This is a genomic window from Pseudomonas sp. A014, assembly GCF_052378495.1.
Classification (GTDB): Bacteria; Pseudomonadota; Gammaproteobacteria; order Pseudomonadales; family Pseudomonadaceae; genus Aquipseudomonas; species Aquipseudomonas machongensis.
Genome location: NZ_CP199001.1, coordinates 2,335,765 through 2,358,164 on the forward strand (window position 1 = coordinate 2,335,765; position 22,400 = coordinate 2,358,164).

Sequence of the window (22,400 nt, forward strand, 5' to 3'; positions counted from 1 at the left end):
GTGTGAAAGCGTTGATTGAAAGGGTGGGCGAGCTGTCGCCGAAGGAACGCAAGGCCTTGGCGGTGATGCTCAAGCACAAGAACATCAATCTGTTCAGCGTCGCGCCGGTGTTCAAGCGTCAGCCCGAGGAACCGCAACTGTTGTCCTATGCCCAGGAGCGGCAGTGGTTCCTCTGGCAGATGAGCCCCGAGAGCAGTGCTTATCACATCAGTGCCGCCCTGAAGTTGCAGGGCGCGCTCGACATCGCTGCGCTCGATGCCAGCTTTGCTGCGCTGGTGGCCCGTCATGAAACCTTGCGCACCCGCTTCGTCCAGGATGACGAGCAGGTGCTGCAGGTGATCGATGCGCCGAACTGGGCCGGGATCGAGCAGCAGACCCTGGCCCTTGACGACGCGCCGCAACGACGCCAGGCGCAGTTGCAGGCGTGTGTCGAGGAGGAGATCCAGCGCCGCTTCGACCTGCAGGCCGGCCCGCTGTTGCGGGTCAAGCTGTTGCGGCTCGGCGAGCAGGAGCATGTGCTGGTGCTCACCCAACACCACATCGTCACCGATGGCTGGTCGATGCAGGTGATGATCGACGAGCTGGTCCAGCTGTACGCCGCCGCGTGCGAAGGGCGGACCGTGCAACTGCCGGCGCTGCCGGTGCAGTACGCCGACTACGCCTTGTGGCAGCGCCAGTGGATGGAGGCCGGTGAGCAGGAGCGTCAGTTGGCCTACTGGACCGAACGCCTGGGTAGCGAGCATCCGGTGCTCGAGCTGCCGTTCGACCACCCGCGCCCGGCGGAGCAGAGCCTGCGCGGTGCGAGCCTTGAGGTGAAGCTCGAGGCGCAGCTGTGCCGCGAGCTGCGTCGCGTGGCGCAGGCGCAAGGCGTCACCCTGTTCATGCTGTTGCTGGCGTCCTATCAGGTCTTGCTATACCGCTACAGTGGCCAGCGTGACCTGCGCATCGGCGTGCCGGTGGCCAACCGTAATCGCATGGAGACCGAGCGACTGGTCGGCTTCTTCGTCAACACCCTGGTGCAGCGCGTCGAGATCTCGGGGCAGACGACCGTGCGGGCGTTTCTCCAGCAGGTCAAGGCCGATGCCCTGGGCGCGCAGGCGCACCAGGACTTGCCGTTCGAGCAGCTGGTCGAAGCACTGCGCCCGCAACGTACCCTCAGCCACAGCCCGCTGTTCCAGGTGATGTTCAATCACCAGGGTGGTGCGGCGTTGGGCGCTGGCGGTGACGGCGCCCAGGCGTCCGGCCTGCGTATCGAAAACCTCAAGAGCGAGGGCCATACCGCCCAGTTCGACCTGACCCTGAACATTCTGGAGCAGGGCGATGCGCTGGATGCGCAGTTCACCTACGCCCTGGACCTGTTCGAACCGGCGACCGCGCAGCGCCTGGCCAGGCACTGGCAGAACCTGCTGCAGGCGATGGTCGCCAACCTCGACTGCACGCTGGACGACCTGCCGCTGATCGCTGCCGACGAAGTGCGCGACACCCTGGCGCGCTGGAACGCCACGGCGGTCGAGTACCCGCTGGAGCACAGTGTCCAGGCGCTGATCCAGCGTCAGGTCGAGGCCACGCCGGACGCCACGGCGCTGGTGTTCGGCGAGCGTCAGCTCAGCTACCGCCAGCTCGATGCCCTGGCCAACCAGTGGGCGCACCGCCTGCACGCGGCGGGCGTGGGCCCGGATGTGCTGGTGGGTGTGGCGGCCGAGCGCAGCGTGGAAATGGTCGTGGCGCTGCTGGCCGTGATCAAGGCTGGTGGCGCCTACGTGCCGCTGGACCCGGAATACCCTCGCGAGCGCCTGGCCTACATGATCGAGGACAGCGGCATCGGACTGCTGCTGACCCAGTCGCACCTGCGCGAGCAGTTGCCGCTGCCGCAGGGCCTGGAGTGCCTGTTGCTCGACCAGCCACTGAGCGGTTATGCCGAGCACGCGCCGGTGATCGAGGTCACGGGCGAGAACCTGGCCTACGTGATCTACACCTCCGGCTCCACCGGCAAGCCCAAGGGCGCGGGCAACCGCCATCGGGCGCTGACCAACCGCTTGTGCTGGATGCAAGAGGCCTATGGCCTGACTGCCGGGGACCGGGTGTTGCAGAAAACCCCGTTCAGCTTCGACGTGTCGGTGTGGGAGTTCTTCTGGCCGCTGATGACCGGCGCTTGCCTGGTGGTCGCCGCGCCGGGGCTGCACCGCGACCCGGCGCAACTGATCGAGCTGATTCGCCGCGAGCGCATCACCACGCTGCACTTTGTGCCGTCGATGCTGCAGGCCTTCGTCGCCGACCCGGCGGTGGCGGGCTGCGACAGCCTGACCCGTATCGTTTGCAGCGGCGAGGCGCTGCCGGTGGATGCCCAGCGCCAGGTGTTCGACAAGCTGCCGAATGCCGGGCTGTACAACCTGTATGGCCCGACCGAAGCGGCCATCGACGTGACCCACTGGACCTGCCGCGAAGAAGGCCGCGACAGCGTGCCGATCGGCGAGCCCATCGCCAACCTGCAGACCTATGTGCTGGACGCTGGCCTAGGCCCGGTGGCGGTGGGCGTGGTAGGCGAGCTGTACCTGGGCGGCACCGGCCTGGCGCGGGGTTATCACCGTCGTCCGGGGCTGACCGCCGAACGCTTCGTCGCCAGCCCCTTCGGTGACGGCGAGCGGCTGTACCGCACCGGCGACCTGGCGCGCTACCGCGCCGACGGGGTGATCGAGTACATGGGGCGTATCGACCATCAGGTGAAGATTCGCGGGCTGCGCATCGAGCTGGGCGAGATCGAAGCACGGCTGATGGAGCAGGACGAAGTACGCGAAGCGGTGGTGCTGGCGGTGCCGGGTGCCGGTGGCCTGCAACTGGCGGGTTATCTGGTGCCAAGCACGCCAGTGGCGGACGACGCGGCGTCCGAGGCCTTGCGCGCCACGCTGCGAGAGCGCCTGGGCGCGGTGCTGCCGGACTACATGGTGCCGGTGCACCTGCTGCTGCTCGAGCAATTGCCGCTGAGCCCCAACGGCAAGCTGGAACGTCGTGCGCTGCCGCACCCTGCGGTCGGCCAGTCGAAACAGGCCTATGTCGCGGCGCAGAGCGCCGTGGAAAAGACCCTCGCCGGGATCTGGCAGGACGTGCTCAAGCTGGAGCAGGTCGGGGTCAACGACAACTTCTTCGAACTGGGTGGCGACTCGATCATCTCCATCCAGGTGGTCAGCCGTGCGCGGCAGGCCGGTATCCGCTTCACGCCCAAGGACCTGTTCCGCCACCAGACCATCCAGGGCCTGGCCGGTGCGGTGCGCATCGAGGCCGGGGGCCAGGAAGCCGAGCAGGGGCCGGTGACGGGTAGGGCGGGACTGCTGCCGATCCAGCAGGCGTTCTTCGAGCTGCCGCTGGCGCAGCGCGCGCACTGGAACCAATCGGTGTTGCTGCAGCCGACCCGGGCGCTGGACGCCGATGCCCTGGAGCGCGCCTTGCAGGCGCTGCTGGTGCAGCATGACGCGCTGCGTCTGGGCTTCACCGAGGTGGACGGGCAGTGGCAGGCACAGTTCCGTGAGGTGACCACGGTCGGTACGTTGCTGGAGCGGGTCGAGGGGGTAGAGCCCGACGCCCTGCAAGCCCTGGGTGAGCGGGTGCAGCGCAGCCTCGACCTGGCCGACGGCCCGCTGGTCCGCGCCGTGCTGGTCACCCTTGCCGACGACAGCCAGCGCCTGTTGCTGGTGATTCACCACCTGGTGGTCGATGGCGTGTCGTGGCGGGTGTTGTTCGACGACCTGCAAAGCGCCTACCAGCAGAGCCTGGCTGGCCAGGCACCGGACCTCGGGCCACGCACCAGCTCGGTCAAGGCCTGGGCCGAGCGCCTGGAAAGCTATGCGCACAGCGAGCAGGGTCAGGCGGAGCTTGCGTACTGGGAGCGTCTGCGCGAGGTGCAGGTGCACTGGCCTGTAGCCGCGCCGACGCAACCTCTGCTCAATCGCGACGCCGCCACGGTGCAGGTGCGCCTGGATGCGGCCCTGACCCGACAATTGCTGCAGCAGGCGCCTGCGGCCTATCGCACCCAGATCAATGACCTGTTGATGACGGCCCTGGCGCGCACCCTGGTGGCCTGGACCGGTGACGAGCACGCCCTGGTGCAACTGGAAGGGCACGGGCGCGAAGCCTTGTTCGACGACATCGACCTGACCCGTACCGTCGGCTGGTTCAGTTCGATGTTCAGCGTGTGCCTGACGCCGGCTGCCGAGCTGGGGGCCTCGATCAAGCAGGTCAAGGAGCAACTGCGCGCCATTCCGCATCGCGGCGTCGGTTTCGGGGCGCTGCGTTACTACGGCGAGCCGCAGGTGCGTGCGCTGCTCGCGGCATTGCCGCAGCCGCGGGTGACCTTCAACTACCTGGGCCAGTTCGACGGCAGTTTCGCCGTGGACGATGGTGCGCTGTTCACCCCGGCAAACGAGTCTGCCGGGGCGGAGCAGGGCGAGGATGCACCGCTGGGCAACTGGCTGACGGTCAATGGCCAGCTGTATGGCGGCGAGCTGAGCCTGAACTGGATCTTCAGCCGTGCGCAGTTCGCCCCCGACGAGATTCAGGCCCTGGCCGAGCGCTACATCGAGCAGCTCGGCGCGTTGGTGCGCCACTGCGTGGAACTGCCGCTGCGCGGCGCGACGCCTTCGGATTTCCCGCTGTGCGGGCTCGATCAGGCCCAGCTCGAGCGCTTCCCCGGCCTGCTGGAGCAGGTCGAGGACATCTACCCGCTATCGCCGACCCAGCTGGGCATGCTGTTCCACACCCAGGAATCGGCGGCCAACCTGTACATCAACCAGACCAGCATCGAGGTCAAGGGCCTCGACGCCGAGGCGTTCATCGCCGCCTGGGCGCAGGTGGTGGCGCGCCACGAGATCCTGCGCACCGGTTTCTGGACCGCCAGCCACCTGGCCGAGCCGCTGCAGGTGGTCTACCGCCAGGGCAGCCTGCCGGCGCGCTGCCTGGACTGGCGCGAGCGCAGCGTCGAGCCAGGCGCCTTGCAGGCGCTGGCCGATGAGGATTGTGCGCGCGGCTTCGAGCTGCTCGAGGCGCCGCTGGCGCGCCTGAGCGTGGTGCGCCTGGATGACGACACCACCCAGCTGATCTGGACCAGCCACCATATCCTCATGGACGGCTGGTCCAATTCGCGCCTGATGGGCGAGGTCTTCGAGTGCTATGCCGGGCATCCGCTGCCCACCAAGCGCGGGCATTTCCGCGACTATATCGGCTGGTTGCGCGAGCAGCCGGCGGCGCGCCAGGAAGCCTTCTGGCGCGAGCGCCTGGCAGGCCTGGAGGGGCCGACCAGCCTCAGCAGCAGCCTGCCGTTGCCGGCCGATGCGCAGGCTGAAGGCCATGCGGCGCTGTACCTGGACTGGGATGCCGCACGCACCCAACGCCTGCGCGAGGTCGCCCAGCAATTGCGGGTGACCCCCAACACGCTGGTGCAGGCGGCCTGGCTGCTGCTGTTGCAGCGCCATACCGGGCAGCAGACCGTGTGCTTCGGCGCCACGGTGGCCGGGCGCCCGGCGGAGTTGGCAGGCTCGGGTGAGATGCTCGGCCTGTTCATCAACACCTTGCCGATCGTCCAGACCCTGTCCGACCAGCAGCCGCTGGACCAATGGCTGCAGGCCCTGCAGGCCTGGAACCTGGAGGTGCGCGACCACGAGCACACGGCGTTGGCCGATATCCAGCGCTGGGCCGGGCAGGGCGCCGGTGGCCTGTTCGACAGCATCATCGTGTTCGAGAACTATCCGGTGGACGAGCGCCTGGCCCAGGCCCAGGACCAGCAGTTGCAGTTCGGCCAGGTGAGCACGCGTGACGTGACCAACTACGCCATGGACCTGGCGGTGCATCTGGGCGCGACCCTGAAGATCGAGTTCCTCTATCTGGTCGGGCGTTTCACGCCGGCCAGCGTCGAGCATATCCTCGCCAGCTTCGAGACCTTGCTGCAGGCGATGCTCGACCAGCCGCAGGCCCGGCTTGGCAATCTCGGTTTGCTCGATCAGGCCGGACAGCGCCAGTTGCTCGAGGCCAACCGCCTGGGCGGACAGGCGCCGACGGCGCTGCTGGGCGAGCAGATCGCCCGCCACAGCCGTGAGCGTCCGACGCAGGTCGCGCTGGTGTGTGCCGGTCGCCAGTTGACCTACGCCCAACTCGAACAGCGGGCCAGCCGCCTGGCCGAGTTGCTGGTGGCGCAAGGTGTCGGCCCGGAAGTGCGGGTGGGCGTGGCCCTGCAGCGCTCGGTGGACATGGTGGTGGCGTTCTACGCGGTGATGAAGGCCGGTGGCGCCTACGTGCCGCTGGACATCGACTACCCCCGCGAGCGCCTGGACTGGATCCTGCAAGACAGCAACGCTGCCCTGATCCTCACCGAGCACAGCGTGCAGGCACGCCTGCCGCAGCGCGAGGGGGTGAACTGGCTGCCCCTCGACAGCCTTGACCTCGATGCTGCGGGCATCACCCGTGGCGCCGCGACGGTGTCGCCCGACAACCTGGCCTACCTGATCTACACCTCGGGTTCGACCGGCAAGCCCAAGGGCGTGGCGGTCACCCATGGCCCACTGGCCATGCACTGCGCGGCGATCGCCGAGCGCTACGAGATGGACGCGCGCACCCGCGAGCTGCTGTTCATGTCGTTCGCCTTCGACGGCGCCCAGGAGCGCTGGCTGTCGACCCTGAGCAATGGCGGTTGCCTGGTGATCCGTCCGGGCGAACTGTGGACGCCCGAACAGACCTGGCAAGCTTTGCATGCCGAGCGCATCGACATCGCCTGCTTCCCGCCAGCCTACCTGCAACAACTGGCCGAGTACGCCGAAGGCCACGAGCCGCCGGCAGTGCGCATCTACTGCTTCGGTGGCGATGCGGTGGCCCAGGCCAACTACGACCTGGTGCGCCGCAACCTGCGCCCGCAGGCGCTGACCAATGGCTACGGCCCGACCGAAACCGTGGTCACGCCGCTGCTCTGGCGCGTTGCCGCCAACCAACCGTGCGAGGCGGTGTACGCACCGATCGGCACCCGCGTCGGCGAGCGCACCTTGTATGTGCTGGACGCTGCACTCAATCCGGTGCCGGACGGGGTTGCCGGTGAGCTCTACATCGGCGGTGAGGGCCTGGCGCGCGGCTACCATCAACGTCCGGATGTGACGGCCGAGCGTTTCGTCTGTGACCCGTTCGCGCAGGCGGGCGGGCGTCTGTACCGCACTGGCGACCTGGTGCGCCGTCGCGCCGATGGCGTGTTCGACTATCTCGGCCGCCTCGACAACCAGGTCAAGGTCCGCGGTTTCCGTATCGAGCTGGGCGAGATCGAGGCGCGCCTGCGTGGGCGGGCCGAGGTACGCGATGCCGTGGTGGTCGCGCGGGAGGTCAATGGCAGCAAGCAACTGGTCGCCTACGTGGTGGCCGAGGCGGGTGACAACCTGGCCGAAAGCCTGCGTGCGCACCTGGCCGATGAACTGCCGGACTACATGGTCCCGGCGCAGATCATCCTGCTCGCAGCGCTGCCGCTGAGCGCCAACGGCAAGCTCGACCGCAAGGCCCTGCCTGACCCGCAGTTCAAGGCGCGTGAGCACGTGCCGGCCAGCACCCCGCAGGAACAGGCGCTGGTGCGCATCTGGCAGGAGGTGCTGGAGCTCGACCAGGTCGGGATCACCGACAACTTCTTCGAACTGGGCGGCGACTCGCTGCGCGTGCTCAAGGTGCTGGGCAAGGTCCGCGCGGCACCTGAGCTGGGCCTGAGCCTGAAGCTGCGCGACATCATGAGCAAACCGACCATCGCCCAACTGTGCGGCAGCGAACGCAAGCCGCGGGCGCCGGATCCGCTGTTGGCGCTCAACCGTATCGTCGACGGCAGCTCGCCGCTGTTCTGCCTGCATGCCGGCTTCGGCACGGTGTTCGACTACGAGCCGCTGGCCCGCCACCTGGATGGGCAGTGCACGGTCTATGGCCTGCAATGCCGTATGCTCCTGGACCGCGAGTGGCAGGACAGCTCGTTGGCGGCAATGGCTGGCGACTACGCCCAGGTCGTGCTGCGCAAGCAGCCTGAAGGGCCGCTGCGGCTGTTGGGCTGGTCGCTGGGTGGGCCGTTGGCGGTGCTGGTGGCCGCCGAGCTGATCCGCCTTGGCCGCGAAGTCAGCCTGCTGGGGTTGGTGGACAGTTACCTGCCGGGGCTGGCCGCAGCGGGCGGCGACTGGCGTGACGACTTCCACGGTTTCGTGGCGGTCACCCTGGGCGATGCGCCCGCAGCGGCGCTCGACCCCGCAACGCTGACGCAACTGGACGCCGATGCGTTGGCGGTGCAGATCGGGCAACTGCGCGAGCAGGGCAGCACCTCCGAGGTGTATGCCCGAATCGAGGCACAGGACCTGGCCCACACCTTCGTCGTGGCCATGCGCCTGAAAGCCCTGGGTGAGGCCTTGCACAGCCTGCCGGCGGTGGCGGCCGAGGCGCGCTGCTGGTGGGGCGAAGGCGTCGGCAGTCGCGAGCGTGCCAGTTTCGAAGCGGCGCTCGGGCAGTGCCAGGCCAGTGCGGTGGTGGCGGCAGGGCACTTCGAATTGCTGCAGCACCCCAGCGTACTGGCGGATATCCGCGACAGCCTGGCCCCGACGTTCAGTCATTGAAACCTCGGGCGCCCGCCGCACAGGCGGGCGCCCGTATCGCGTCTTCCGAGGATTTTCCCAATGTCTCTGCATCCTGACCTGGCCGGTTTTCTCGAACTGGTCGAACTGGGCCGACTGACCGGTGCCAGCCAACCCATGCACCAGATGAGCGTCGAGCAGGCCCGTGCCGAATTCGAGCGCAGCTCCCAGGTGCTCGACCCGAGCCCGCCTGAGGACCTGCAGGTCGAGCACCTGCAGATGGTGGATGGTGATGGCCAACCGCTGTCGGCACGGTTGTACCGTCGGCAGTCGCCGGTGGACGGTCTGCAGCCGGTGCTGTTGTATTTTCACGGTGGCGGCTATGTGGTCGGCAGCCTGGACTCCCACGATGCGGTATGTCGCCGCCTGGCGATGTGCAGCGATTTTGCGGTCCTCGCGCCAGCCTACCGCCTGGCGCCGGAAGCACCCTTCCCGGCGGCTGCGGACGATGCCCTGGCCAGTGCCCGCTGGCTGGTGGAGCACGGCGAGGCGCAGCGCCTGGATGCCCGCCGGGTGGTGGTCAGTGGCGACAGCGCGGGAGCCAGCCTGGCCATCGTCGTCGCCGCCGTGGCCGCGCAGCAGCCGGAGAAGGCGGTGTTGCGTCCGTTGGCGCAGTTGCTGTTTTATCCGGTCACCGATATCAGCTGCCAGCGGCCGTCCCATGGGAAATATGCCGAGGGTTACCTGCTCGAGAGCGAAACCCTGGAATGGTTCTACCGGCACTACGTGCGTGACGCATCGCAGCGCCTCGATTGGCGGGTGTCGCCGTTGCACCTGACGGCGCTCGAAGGGCTGGCGCCCACCTGGATGGCCCTGGCCGGGCATGATCCTTTGCTCGATGAAGGTGTTGCCTGGGCGCATGCCCTGGAAAAGGCCGGCGTGCCGCTGCAGTGGCGGGTGGAAGAGGCACTGACCCATGATTTCCTGCGGATGCAGGGGATGGTCGAGGCCGTGGAGGGGATTTATGCCGAAGTGGGGCGCTGGTTGAAGGCGGTCGGCGCAGGTTGTCAATCAAACGGTAATATCTGATAGCCATATTGGCCGGCCATCAACAATCACAATGGTCGCCCCAACATGCATTTCACGCCGCACCGTCTGGCCCTGTGTGTCGCCCTGGCCAGTGCTGCCCTGGCCGCCAACGCCACCGATTACCAGGTTGGCAATGCCAGTACCAGCACGCTGGAACTCAAGAAGGGCGACACGCTCAAGGTGACGCCGACCGGCAGCATCGTCTCGGGTGCCGACGACGGGGTGATCCTGCCCAAGCAGACCAGTGGCACCACGGTCAGCGTCGACAATGCCGGGATCATTCGCTCCACCGTGGCCCGTGGTATCGATACCAAGGATGGCGGCACCGACCAGAGCTTCTTCGTCATCACCAACCGTGCCGGGGCGCTGATCCAGGGTACCAACGACGGTATCCGTTTCCAGACCAACCCCAGCGCGGGCGGCAGCCTCAAGATCAGCAACGCCGGGACCATCGAGTCCATCACCGATGGCCAGGCCATCGATCTGGAGGCCCTCAACAACCCAGGCTTCAGCACCACCCTGGTGAACGAGGCGAGCGGCGTGATCCACGCCGTGGGCAACGACGCGATCAAGACCGGCTCCAACGCCACCATCACCAACTACGGGCGTATCTATACCGACACCGCGCCCCAGGATGCCAAGGGCCTGGACCAGAAATACGACGGCATCAAGATCGGCACTTCGACCGGCGTCACCGTGTACAACTACGGCAGCATCAGTGCCGACCGTCACGGCATCGACCTCAAGACCGACGCCACCCTCTACAACTATGCCGGTGCCAGCGTCACCGGGCGCAACGGCTCGGGCTTCGGCTCCGACGGTACCGGCACTGTGTACAACTGGGGCACCATCACCGGTGCCATCGCCGACGGCAAGATCAATGGCGATGGCGATGGCGTCGATATCGACTTGATCGGCCACATTTACAACGCCGGCACCATCCAGGGCCTGGGCGCCAAGGGCGTGGACAGCGGCGGGAGGCCCAACGGCAGCGAAGGCATCGCCATGGGCGGCGGTACGGTCACCAACACCAGCACCGGCCTGATCCGCAGCGTCGACAACGGTATTTTGGTGGACGACGGTGCCGAAGGTTCGGGTGTCGGCGCCACCACCATCGACAACGCCGGCACCATTCGTGGTGAGCGTGGCTTCGGCATCAAGCTGATCGGCAACTTCGATGACACTGTGATCAACAGCGGCACCATCAGCGGCGGCAACGGCCTGGCATTGAGCATGGGCGGCGGCGACGACCGCCTGATCGTGCGTACCGGTGGGGTGTTCAATGGCCTGGTGGATGCGGGCGATGGCGTCGATACGCTGCAGCTCGAGGGCAGCGGCCAGTTCGGCAACAGCGCCAACTTCGAGAAGCTGCTGGTCTCCGGGGGCACCTGGACGCTGAGCAGCGTCAACGATTTCAGCCAGGGTGGCGAGATCACCCAGGGCGCAGCGCTGGTCAACCAGGGCAGCGTGCTCGGCAGTTTGCGGGTAGACCGGGGGGCGACCTACGCGGGCGGTGGTGTGGTCGGTGGCCTCGACGTCAGGGGCACGATGCTGACCAACACCGGGCTGGGCGTGGCCACGGTCAAGGGCGACCTGAAGTTCGATTCGGGCGCCAGCCTGGTCTATGGCGTCAACGCCGACGGCAGCAGCGCGCCGATCACCGTCACCGGTACCGCCAATCTGGGCGGTGCCACCCTGCGCATCCAGCCGACGCCTGGCCACTACCCCTGGCAGAGCCAGTACACCGTGCTCAACGCCGGTGCGATCAACGGCACCTTTGGCCAGGTCACCAGTGACTACGCCTTCCTCACCCCGAAACTGAGCTACAGCAGCCACTCGGTGGGCCTGACCTACACCCGCAACGACGTCGCCTTCGATCAGTTCGCCCGCAGCGCCAACGCTGGCGCTGCGGCGCGCAGCCTGGCCAGCCTGGGCAGCGGCAGTGCGCTGTACAGTGCGCTGCTCAATACCTCGAACGCCAGCGCAGGCAATGCCATCGAGCAGCTGTCGGGCAGCAACACCGCCAACCTCGCTGCGGCCACCCTGGCCGGTAGCGCCCAGGTGGGCAGCACCATGCTCGGCGCCTTGCAGTCGATGGGCAGCAATTCCGGGTTGCTGGTGGGCCTGGATCAGCAGGACACCCCGGTGCTCGCTGCCACCGGCCTGCCCCAGGGCGTGCGCAACCTCAACGACCCGAACGCCCAGGGGCGAGTGTGGGGCCAGGCGCTGGGCAGCTACGGCAAGGTCGATGGCAGCCACGGCGCCAGCAGCCTGGAACAGCGCACCGGCGGCGCGGTGATGGGCCTGGACTGGGCGGTGGGCAGCGACTGGCGCCTGGGCGTGCTGGGCGGCTACTCGCGCACCCGCCTGGACGCCAGCGGCCTGGATGGCAAGGTGCGCAGCTGGCATGCCGGCGTCTACGCCCAACGCCAGAGTGGCCCGCTGGCCCTGCGCCTGGGCGCGGCGTACAGCAGCCATGACGGCGACAGCAAGCGCAGCGTGGCCTTCGATGGCTTCGATGAGCGCCTGAAGGGCAACTACGATGCCGACAGCCAGCAGGCCTTCGCCGAGCTGGGCTATGCCCTGGGCAGCGGGCGCCTGAGTGCCGAGCCTTTCGCCAACCTGGGCTACCAGCGCTATCACCGCGACAGCTACCGCGAGAAGGGCGGCGATGCTGCGTTGGCGGTGGATGCCGACACGCAGGACAACGTCACCAGTACCTTCGGCGTGCGCATCGCACACCTGGGGCAACTGGACAACGGCATGAGCCTGACGCCCCGCGCCAGCCTGGGCTGGCGCCACACCTATGGCAACCTCGACACCCGCACGCGCCAGGCGTTCCTGGCCGGCGGCGATGCGTTCAGCGTCCAGGGCAGTGCGCTGGACCGTGACAGCCTGGTCGTCGAGGCCGGGCTGGAGCTGGGACTCAGTGCACGGCAGAGTGTGGGCCTGGGCTACAACGGCGAGTTGGGCAGCAATGCGCGTAATCACGCCGTGATGGGGCAATGGCAGTTGAAGTTCTGATCGCCCGTCGATGCACTTGAAGCCGGGGCCGCAAGGGCCCCGGCAGCGTTTCAGCGCAGGTCGTGCTCCAGCGACTTCCACAGCTCGAGCATGGTCGGGTTGCTGTTGCCGATCGAGCGGAATGACCAGATTTCCAGTTCCGCGCTCCACTCGTCCCCGCCTGCGCGCACCAGCCGACCGCTGGCCAGTTCCTCCTCGACCGCCGACTCCGGCAGCCAGGCGATGCCATAGCCTTCGCGGGCCATGCGCATCAGGTGCATGGCCATGTCGGCTTCGTAGAAGCGCTTGAGGTGAGGTTGCGCGTTGCCCTGCAGCAGCACATCCACCACCCGCCCGAGAAACGAGGTAGAGGTGTAGGCGAGGTAGGGGATGGGCTTGCCCGCTGCCCCCGGCAGGGCGAACAGCGGGCGCCCATCTGCGTCGGGCGCCGACACCGGGAAGAAGGCATCGCTGCCCAGGCGCAGGCCGACGAACTTGTCACGGTCGAGGATGATCGGTGCACGCGCGTGGCTGTAGCCGATCATCAGGTCGCAGCTGCCTTCGGCCAGGGCGATGACCGCCTCCTGCACGTTGGCGGCCAGCACCCGCGCATTGAAGTAGCCGTAGCGGCGCTGGAAACCGGCGAACCAGGTGGGCAGGAAGGTCATCGACAGGGTGTGCCCGGCCACCACCTGGATCGAGCGCCCGGGCATGCGCTCGCCACGGCGCAGCGCCGAGCGCAGGTCATGGAAGATCGACAGCGCGTCTCGGCCTTCGTCGCAGAAGGTCTTGCCGGCGGCGGTCAGTTGCACCGGATAGGTGCTGCGGTCGACCAGCTCGACGCCGACCCATTCCTCCAGCGAGCGAATGCGTCGCGACAGCGCGGACTGGGTGATGCAGCGGATCTCGGCCGCGCGGGAAAAGCTCTTGGTCTCGGCGATGGCCAGCAGGTCATCGATCCATTTGGTCTGCATGGTGGTGGGCCTGTGGTTGGTGCGTAGATTCTGCAGCCGCACCCTGTGGGAGCGGGCTTGTCCCGCGATCGGGCGCGTAGCGGCCGCAAGCCAGGCAACCAAGATCTTTCTGATGCATCTCGGTGTCCGGTGTTATGGCCGCTGCGCGCCCAATCGCGGGACAAGCCCGCTCCCACAGGATATGTGGCGCGGTTCAATGCCTGCATTTTATAACCGCTCCTATCCAGATTCACCGAAATTCGACAACTATGCGAATTACGCATGAACCCATCGCGCATCCTCATCAACTGCCCCGGCCGTGCGTCGTAGCCTGTTGCTGTCCCTCCCGCATTCGACAGACAGAGGTCGAGATGAATAACAAGAAACTACCCCGTTACATCGCCGTGGCGATCCTGCTCGGCATCGTCGTCGGCTGGCTGTGCAACACCTACGCAGGCTCCGCGGACGCCGCCAAGCAGATTGCCGGTTACTTCAGCCTGGTCACCGACATCTTCCTGCGCATGATCAAGATGATCATCGCCCCGCTGGTGTTCGCCACCCTGGTCGCAGGGATCAGCAGCCTGGGTAATTCCGGCTCGGTGGGACGCATCGGCCTGCGCTCGATGATCTGGTTCGTCAGCGCCTCGGTGTTCTCCCTGGCCCTGGGCATGCTGCTGGTCAATCTTTTCCAGCCTGGCGCCCACCTGAACCTGAGCGTGGAATCGGGCCAGGCAGTGAGCGCTGTGGCGGTCAACGCCGGGGACTTCAGCCTCAAGACCTTCATCAGCCATGTGTTCCCGCGCAGCATCGCCGAAGCCATGGCCAACAACGAGATCCTGCAGATCGTGGTGTTCTCGCTGTTCTTCGGGCTGGCGCTGGCGTTCGTCAAGCAACGTGGCAACACCCGTATCGGCGAGCTGGTGGACGAGCTTGCCAAGGTGATGTTCCGCATCACCGAATACGTGATGATGTTCGCCCCGGTCGGCGTCTTCGCCGCGCTGGCCGCCGCCGTCACCACCCAGGGCATTGGCCTGCTGTTCGACTACGGCAAGCTGATCGGCCAGTTCTACCTGGGCATCCTGCTGCTGTGGATGGTGCTGTTCGCGGTGGGCTACGGCTTCCTCGGGCGCCCGGTTTTCACCCTGGGCAAGTTGATCCGCGAGCCGGTGCTGCTGGCGTTCTCCACTGCGAGCAGCGAGTCGGCCTACCCCAAGACCATCGATGCGCTGGAGAAATTCGGTGCACCCAAGCGTGTGTCGAGCTTCGTCCTGCCGCTGGGCTACTCGTTCAACCTCGACGGCTCGATGATGTACCAGGCCTTCGCCATCATGTTCATCGCCCAGGCCTACAACATCGAGCTGAGCTTTACCCAGCAAGTGCTGATCCTGTTGACCCTGATGGTCACCAGCAAGGGCATGGCCGGGGTGGCGCGGGCCTCGGTGGTGGTGGTCGCGGCGACGCTGCCGATGTTCCACCTGCCCGAGGCCGGGCTGTTGCTGATCCTGGCCATCGACCAGTTCCTCGACATGGGCCGTACCGCGACCAACGTGGTGGGCAACAGCATCGCCACGGCGGTGATCGCCGACCTCGAACGGCGCCATGAGGATGCCCCGACGCCTGTCGAACCTGCGCTGAAACCTGCCACCCACGCCTGATCCGGACCGTCCCATGATAAGCCCACGCAAGACCTCCAACGCGCGCACCCTCGGCATCATCGGCGGCCTCGGCTCGCTGGCCGGTGGCGATCTGTTCCTCAAGCTGCTCAAGAGCCAGCCCCTGCTGGCCGAACAGGGCCGCTACCACCTGCTGTTCGAGCAGCACCCCTTCAAGGACCTGGCGTTGCCGCTCAGCGCGGGCGCGAGCATGACCTCGCGCAAGCTCTACGTGTTCCAGGTCTGCCAGGGCTATGCCGACAGCGGTGCCGACGCCGTGCTGGTGCCGTGCTTCGCCAGCCATACCTTCATCGACGAACTGCGCGCCGAGCTGCAGATCGCCATCGTCGACCTGATGGCGGCGCTCAAGGCCCATGTGGCGCACATCGCCCCGCCCGGTGCGCGCCTGGGCGTGCTGGCTTCGGACTATGTGCGCGCTTCGGGGTTGTTCGAGCGGCATCTTGCCGACGACTACGAACTGATCCATCCCTCGCCGGTGCAGCAGGCGGCGTTGATGGAGGCGGTGTACGGGCCTGCAGGCATCAAGGCCGGACATCTGGATGGGGTGGCGCTGGAGCTGCTGCATCAGGTTTGCCTGGAGCTCGAGGGCCAGGGCGCGACGCTGTTGCTGCCGGGCATGACCGAGCTGTCGTTGCTGGCGCCAGAGCTGATGCGCCGTGGCATTCACTGCATCGATGCCAACCAGGTGTATGCCGACTTCGCCAGCGCCACCGATTCGGTGCCCAGCCTCGCGCCGTTCAAGCTGGGGATCGTCGGTGGCGTGGGGCCGGCGGCGACCGTGGATTTCATGGGCAAGGTAGTGAAGAACACTCCGGCCGGGCGTGACCAGGACCATATCAGGATGGTGGTCGAGCAGAACCCGCAGATTCCCGATCGCACCGCCAACCTACTGCGCCAGGAGGCCGACCCGACCGTGGCGATGTACTCGACCTGCCGCCGCCTGGAAGAGGAGGGCGCCGATGCCATCGCGATCCCGTGCAACACCGCGCATGCCTATGTCGAGCGGATCCAGGAGCATCTGGCGGTGCCGATCGTCAACATGCTGAGCGAGACCATCGATTTCATTCTGCACCGCTATGGTCGTGAGGTGCGGGTGGGGCTGCTGGCGACCTCGGGCACGTTGCAGAGTGGGGTCTATCACGCGGCGGCCGAACGCGTCGGCCTGTCGTTGCTGGTGCCGGACGATGCGGCGCAGGCGCGGGTGATGCGTGCGATCTATGGTGAGGAAGGCGTCAAGGCGGGATTTAGCGAAGGGCAGTGTCGGGATGACCTGCTGGCCGGCGCCGGGCAACTGGTCGGGCAGGGCGCGCGGGTGTTGATCCTGGGCTGTACCGAATTGCCGTTGATTCTGGCCCAGGCCGATGGCTTCCCCATCGACGGGGTGCAGGTGGCACTGGTGGACCCGACCGATGTGCTGGCGCGCCGCTGCGTGGCGTTGGCGCGAGGGCTGAGGTAAGCGCAGCGGGCATGCCCGCTGCCGCAGGAGGTGCTGTGGTCAGTTTTGGTAATCGCGCCCCTCGCGATCCAGTTGCCGGATCAACGCATCCCAGTGCCGCTGGATCCCTTCGCCAAGCCCGTCGGAAAAGCGCTTCGACTGCTCATGCACCTTGGCAATCGCCGCCGGGGAGGTGTACTGCAGCTGGTCGTTGCCACCGGCCTGGGCGGCGATCTGGATGTTGCAGGCGCGCTCCAGGCCGTGCAGCTCACGGAAGGCATGCTCGACGCTGATGCCGCCGGTGAGCAAGCCGTGATTGCGCAGGATCAGGATATTGCTTTGCCCCAGGTTGGCCACCAGGCGCTGCTGTTCATCCAGGTCCAGCGCGACGCCCTCGTAGTCGTGATACACCACGCGGCTGTAATAGGCCAACGCATGCTGGGAGACCGGCAGCAGGCCGTCACGCTGGGCAGACACCGCCGCGCCATCGCGGGTGTGGGTGTGCAATACGGCCTTGAGGTCGGGGCGGGCGCGGTGGATCGCGCTGTGGATGACGTAGCCGGCCTGGTTGATGCCCAGGCCCAGCGGGTCGTCGATGATCGTGCCGTCGACATCCACCTTGACCAGGTTCGACGCGGTGATTTCGTCGAACAGCAGGCCGAAGGCGTTGATCAGGAAGTGCTCGTCCGGGCCGGGAACCCGTGCCGAGAAATGCGTGTAGATGTGATCGGTCCAGCGGAACAGGGCCGCCAGGCGATAGGCGGCGGCGAGCTTGACCCGCACCTCCCATTCCTCGGCGCTGACCCGTAGGCGCACGGCCTCCTGGCTGGGAGGTACGACGGACAGTGAACTCATGCGGTGCTCCAGTGCAAGCAGTACGGTGTGAACAGGACCGTAGGCGTCTGGCGCAACGCTGTAAAAGTCTTTTTGGTTCTATGCTAATTATTCGTTTTAAGAATTATCTTTTTTGTTTTTATGCAAGGTGATCATTTAGCCGGGTCAGCTCGCTGCGCTGTTCAGGCGGGTGCCTGCCACGGCGCCGAACAGCTCCACCGGCTCCTGGAGGTTGCCCAGGTAGCGTGGATGGAACAGCCACAGGTCGACTTGCGGCTTGAAATCGCTGACGTTGACGATGTCCAGCAGGTCTCGATGGCGACTGGCAAGCAACAGCGGTTCGGGCACCAGGCCCAGGCCCTGGCCGTTGGCGACCAGCCCCAGTTGCAACTCGGTGCCGAAGGTTTCGAGGTTGATCGACAGTGACAACCCCTGTTCGCTCAATGCGCGCTGCAGCCCGGCGCGAAAGCCGCAACCATCGGGGTTGAGCACCCAGCCGCGGGTATAGCAGTCGCGCAACTTGTAGCTGCGCTTGCCGGCGCTGCCCTTGGCCGCGACCACCCGCAACGGCATACGCGTGATGGAATGGCTGGCGATGCCCTCGGGGAAGATCTTGCCCGGTGGGAAGAGGGCGGCAGCGGCATCCAGCTCGCCGTTTTCCATGCGCGCGATCAGGCTGCTGCCCCAGCCGCTGGTGACCTGGGTGCGCAGCTCAGGGTAGGCCTGGCGGATCTGCGCCAGGGCCTCGAGCAGCACCACATCGCCCAGTGTCTGCGGCACGCCCAGCCGCAGGGTGCCGGACGGCGCGCCATCGTTGGCCACCAGTTCGCGCAGGGCGTCGATTTCACGCAGGATGGCCTTGCACTGCTCGTACACACGCAGGCCCATGGGCGTGGGCTTGAGTGGCTTGGTGTTGCGGTCGAGCAAGGTGGCGCCGAGGTCTTCCTCGAAGTTCTGCACGCGCCGGGTGATGGCCGGCTGGGTCAGTTGCAGCGCTTCGGCGGCAAGGTTGGTCGACTGGCAACGGATGACGGCCACGAAGGCGTCCATGTCATCGATTTTCATATTCGGCGCTCACATATTGAGACTGGAGGACATACCCGCAGAGCATAATCCTGATGGTCGGGATTGTCACAGTTCGATGAGTGAGGCAAGCAGGGCGGCGCTCGCCGCCCCGGGCGAGCGTCAGCGGGCGTTGCGCGCCCGTGCCACCCGCGAGCCGTTGGCACGCCCCAGCACGTCGCTGATGCGCTGGCCGGCGGCGACCAGTTTGTCCAGGTCGATACCGGTCTCGATGCCCAGGCCTTGCAGCAGGTACAGCACGTCTTCGGTGGCGATGTTGCCTGTGGCGCCCTTGGCGTAGGGGCAGCCGCCGAGCCCGGCCACCGAGCTGTCGAACACGCTGATCCCTTCGAGCAGGCTGGCATAGACATTGGCCAGGGCCTGGCCGTAGGTGTCGTGGAAGTGGCCGGCAAGCTGCTCGCGCGGCACCTGCGCCGAGACCACCTCGAACAGGCGCCGGGTATCGCCGGCGGTGCCGGTGCCGATGGTGTCGCCCAGCGACACTTCGTAGCAGCCCATGTCGTGCAGGGCCCGGGCGACCGGGGCGACCTGCTCGGCGCTGACCTTGCCTTCATAAGGGCAGCCGAGCACGCAGGATACATAGCCGCGGACCCGGATACCGTGCTCGCGCGCGGCGCCCATGATCGGTTCGAAGCGCTGCAGGCTCTCGCTGATCGAGCAGTTGATGTTGCGCTGGGAGAACGCCTCGGACGCCGCGGCGAACACCGCCACCTCCTTGACCCCGGCTGCCAGTGCATCCTCGAAACCGCGCAAGTTCGGCGCCAGGGCCGCGTAGGTCACCCCGGCACGCTGGCGGATACCGGCAAACACCTCGGCCGATCCAGCCATTTGCGGCACCCACTTGGGCGAGACGAAACTGCCCACCTCGATGTAGGAGAGCCCGGCGTCGGTGAGGTCGTCCACCAGCCGCACCTTGTCGGCGACGCTGATGGGTTGGGCTTCGTTCTGCAAGCCGTCGCGCGGGCCGACTTCGACCAGGCGCACGTGTGCGGGCAATGACATGGCGGGGTTCCTGTGGCGAATCAACGGTTATTGTTCAGGGTGGCGGCCAGGGCCTGCTCGCAGCGCTCCTGGGCAGTGTCCAGCTCCAGGTGCATCTGCTGGATATCGAGCATCTGCTGCTCCAGTTGCGCGCGGCGCTCGGCGATCTTGGCCAGCATGCTGGTGAGCTGCTTGAGGTTGCCGCCGCTGGGGTCGTACAGCTCGATCAGCTCGCGGCACTCGGCCAGCGAGAAGCCGATGCGCTTGCCGCGCAGGATCAGCTTGAGGGTCACCTTGTCACGTGCCGAATAGATGCGCTCCAGGCCGCGACGCTCGGGGCTCAGCAGACCCTGCTCCTCGTAGAAGCGGATGGCGCGGGTGGTGATGTCCAGCTCGCGGGACAGGTCGGAAATGCTGTAGGTCTGGCTGCTCATGCTCGGGCTCGGGGGTGGAATGTGAGTAAGCTAAAGGCAGGTTGACGTATACGTCAAGGTGATTGCGCAGTGCCGCTGCGTCGGTAGGCATTGGGGGTTTGGCCGCTGAGACGTTTGAAGAAGCGTGCGAAGTAGGTGGGATCGCTGAAACCCAGGCTGTCGGACAACTGGCCGATGCTCATGCGTGTGTAGGTCAGGTTGCGCCGCGCTTCGAGCAGCAGGCGCTGGTGGATCACCTGCAGCGCGGTCTGCCCGCTCAGCGCGCGGCACAGCTGGTTGAGCTGCAGGCTGGTGATGCCCAGCCGTGCAGCGAACTCATCGACCGACAGGTGCTGGCGGTAATGCGCTTCGACCAGGCGCAGGTAGTGCCCGAGCAGGTGGCGGTCGCGCTCGTCGCGGTTGCGCGGTGCCTGGCCCAGTTGCTGGCGGCGGCTGATCCACACCATCAGGGCGGTCACCAGCGCCTGCAGCATGGCGGCGCGAGCGGGTGCGCTGCCCTGGTACTCCTGCTGCAAGGTGTCGATCAGCCCGCGCAGGCGCGTGCGGTCGCGGCCCAGCGGGTAGCAGGCCGCCGATGCCAGCACCGCCAGTGGCGCACCCAGGCGCTGCTCGAGGTCGGCCACCAGCGCCGTACCGAAGGTCAGTACATGGCCCTGGATGTCGGCGCTGAAGCGAAAGCCATGCACCGTCAGCGGTGGTACCACCTGGATCGCCGCCTCGTGGATCTCGCTGCGTCGACCTTCGATTTCCACCAGCGCGTGCCCGCGCTGCACGTAGAGCAACTGGAACAGTTCGGCATGCTGGTGCGGCTTGATTTCCCAGTGGTGCAGGCGGCTGCGTGCGGGGATCGATTCGCAGTGCAGCAGATCGGTGCCGGGCCAGGCGTGGTTCTCGCCATAGAGCTGAAACAGCGGTACGCCGGGAAGGGAGAATTTCATGGTCGGGACACCTGTGCGCTGATCGCACGGAATTTTGAAAAGTGCAGATTTTCCATCGGATATGACACCTTTTCAGCTTTTTGCGCCAGTAAAAATGCAGGGGCTAACCCGAATAACGTATGCCGGCTGCCGCCAGTACGGCATCGACAAGGCGAGACAACAACAATGAAAACCCAGGTTGCAATCATTGGCGCCGGCCCTTCTGGCCTGCTGCTTGGTCAACTGCTGCACAAGGCGGGCATCGACACGCTCATTCTCGAACGCCAGACCCCTGAGTACGTGCTTGGCCGTATCCGCGCCGGTGTGCTGGAGCAGGGCACCGTTGACCTGCTGCGCGAGGCCGGGGTATCGGCGCGCATGGACCGTGAGGGGCTGGTGCACGAGGGTGTCGAACTGTTGGTGGCAGGGCGCCGCCAGCGCCTGGACCTCAAGGCCCTGACCGGCGGCAAGACGGTGATGGTGTACGGCCAGACCGAAGTCACCCGCGACCTCATGCAGGCCCGCGAGCAGAGCGGGGCGCCGATCGTGTATGGCGCGAGCAACGTGCAGCCGCACGGGCTCAAGGACGAGCGGCCCTACGTGACCTACGAGAAGGACGGCCAGTTGCACCGCGTCGAGTGCGATTACATCGCGGGTTGCGACGGTTTTCATGGCGTTTCGCGCCAGAGCATTCCACAGGGCGTGCTCAAGCAGTACGAGCGGGTCTATCCGTTTGGTTGGCTGGGGTTGCTGGCCGATACCCCGCCGGTCAACCACGAGCTGATCTATGCGTATCATGATCGTGGTTTCGTGTTGTGCAGCCAGCGCTCCACCACCCGCAGCCGATACTACCTGCAGGTGCCGCTGGACGAGCGGGTGGAGAACTGGCCCGATGCACGTTTCTGGGACGAACTCAGGGCGCGTCTGCCCGAGGACGTCGCCGCGCGCCTGGTCACCGGCCCCGCGCTGGAAAAGAGCATCGCGCCGCTGCGCAGCCTGGTGGTCGAGCCGATGCAGTACGGGCACCTGTTCCTGGTGGGGGATGCGGCGCATATCGTGCCACCGACCGGGGCCAAGGGCCTGAACTTGGCAGCCTCGGATGTCAACTACCTGTATCGCATCCTGGTCAAGGTCTACCGCGAAGGCCGCACCGACCTGCTGGAGCGCTACTCACCGCTGGCGCTGCGGCGGGTCTGGAAGGGCGAGCGTTTCAGTTGGTTCATGACCCAGCTGCTGCATGATTTTGGCGAGCACAAGGATGCCTGGGACCAGAAGATGCAGGAGGCCGACCGGGAGTACTTCCTGTCGTCCGAGGCCGGCCTGGTGAACATTGCCGAGAATTATGTGGGCTTGCCGTACGAGGCGGTGGAGTAGCGGGCTTGCGAACACCTTATTCAGCCCAATCCCTGTGGGAGCGGGCTTGTCCCGCGAACACGGGCG

12 protein-coding genes are annotated in these 22,400 nt (G+C 66.5%); 6 read left to right on the top strand and 6 right to left on the bottom strand.

Annotated elements, in window-relative coordinates:
- The first annotated feature begins 2 nt into the window (after positions 1–2).
- The 3 genes from ACTYOL_RS10675 to ACTYOL_RS10685 are packed head-to-tail and all read left to right on the top strand — an operon-like array spanning position 3 to position 12,671.
- Positions 3–8,600 (top strand): amino acid adenylation domain-containing protein, encoded by an 8,598-nt coding sequence (locus ACTYOL_RS10675; protein WP_444757898.1) that lies wholly within the window; start codon positions 3–5, stop codon positions 8,598–8,600.
- Between the two features lie 60 nt (positions 8,601–8,660).
- Positions 8,661–9,647, top strand: a complete 987-nt coding sequence (locus tag ACTYOL_RS10680; RefSeq protein WP_444757899.1) for an alpha/beta hydrolase — start codon at positions 8,661–8,663, stop codon at positions 9,645–9,647.
- Positions 9,648–9,692: 45 nt separating this feature from the next.
- Complete coding sequence (locus ACTYOL_RS10685) at positions 9,693–12,671, top strand: autotransporter outer membrane beta-barrel domain-containing protein (RefSeq protein ID WP_444757900.1); 2,979 nt, start codon at positions 9,693–9,695, stop codon at positions 12,669–12,671.
- Between the two features lie 50 nt (positions 12,672–12,721).
- Here ACTYOL_RS10685 and ACTYOL_RS10690 read toward each other — a convergent pair whose 3' ends face one another.
- A complete protein-coding gene (locus tag ACTYOL_RS10690; protein ID WP_153774889.1) occupies positions 12,722–13,624 on the bottom strand; it encodes a LysR substrate-binding domain-containing protein in 903 nt (300 codons plus the stop codon).
- A 350-nt stretch (positions 13,625–13,974) separates the two neighbouring features.
- Between ACTYOL_RS10690 and ACTYOL_RS10695 the strand changes: the two genes are divergently transcribed.
- Both ACTYOL_RS10695 and ACTYOL_RS10700 read left to right on the top strand, forming a co-directional pair.
- The gene (locus tag ACTYOL_RS10695) at positions 13,975–15,258 is read left to right on the top strand and encodes a dicarboxylate/amino acid:cation symporter (RefSeq protein WP_444757901.1); all 1,284 of its coding nucleotides are present in this window, start codon (positions 13,975–13,977) and stop codon (positions 15,256–15,258) included.
- A 13-nt stretch (positions 15,259–15,271) separates the two neighbouring features.
- Positions 15,272–16,732: an aspartate/glutamate racemase family protein gene (locus tag ACTYOL_RS10700; RefSeq protein WP_444757902.1), complete on the top strand. Its 1,461-nt coding sequence runs from the start codon at positions 15,272–15,274 to the stop codon at positions 16,730–16,732.
- Positions 16,733–16,771: 39 nt separating this feature from the next.
- On the opposite strand, the gene ACTYOL_RS10705 is transcribed toward ACTYOL_RS10700, so the two are convergent.
- The 5 genes from ACTYOL_RS10705 to ACTYOL_RS10725 form a co-directional block, all read right to left on the bottom strand.
- A complete protein-coding gene (locus ACTYOL_RS10705; RefSeq protein WP_153774892.1) occupies positions 16,772–17,566 on the bottom strand; it encodes a class II aldolase/adducin family protein in 795 nt (264 codons plus the stop codon).
- Between the two features lie 144 nt (positions 17,567–17,710).
- On the bottom strand, positions 17,711–18,610 hold the full coding sequence (locus ACTYOL_RS10710) for a LysR family transcriptional regulator (protein ID WP_125930170.1): 900 nt from the start codon (positions 18,608–18,610) through the stop codon (positions 17,711–17,713).
- Between the two features lie 120 nt (positions 18,611–18,730).
- On the bottom strand, positions 18,731–19,630 hold the full coding sequence (locus ACTYOL_RS10715; RefSeq protein WP_197889515.1) for a hydroxymethylglutaryl-CoA lyase: 900 nt from the start codon (positions 19,628–19,630) through the stop codon (positions 18,731–18,733).
- Positions 19,631–19,650: 20 nt separating this feature from the next.
- On the bottom strand, positions 19,651–20,043 hold the full coding sequence (locus tag ACTYOL_RS10720; RefSeq protein ID WP_054893249.1) for a MerR family transcriptional regulator: 393 nt from the start codon (positions 20,041–20,043) through the stop codon (positions 19,651–19,653).
- 53 nt (positions 20,044–20,096) lie between these two features.
- The gene (locus tag ACTYOL_RS10725; protein WP_444757903.1) at positions 20,097–20,981 is read right to left on the bottom strand and encodes a helix-turn-helix domain-containing protein; all 885 of its coding nucleotides are present in this window, start codon (positions 20,979–20,981) and stop codon (positions 20,097–20,099) included.
- Positions 20,982–21,146: 165 nt separating this feature from the next.
- On the opposite strand from ACTYOL_RS10725, the gene pobA reads away from it, so the two are divergent.
- Positions 21,147–22,334 (top strand): 4-hydroxybenzoate 3-monooxygenase, encoded by a 1,188-nt coding sequence (gene pobA / locus ACTYOL_RS10730; RefSeq protein WP_197889517.1) that lies wholly within the window; start codon positions 21,147–21,149, stop codon positions 22,332–22,334.
- The last annotated feature ends 66 nt before the right edge of the window (positions 22,335–22,400 follow it).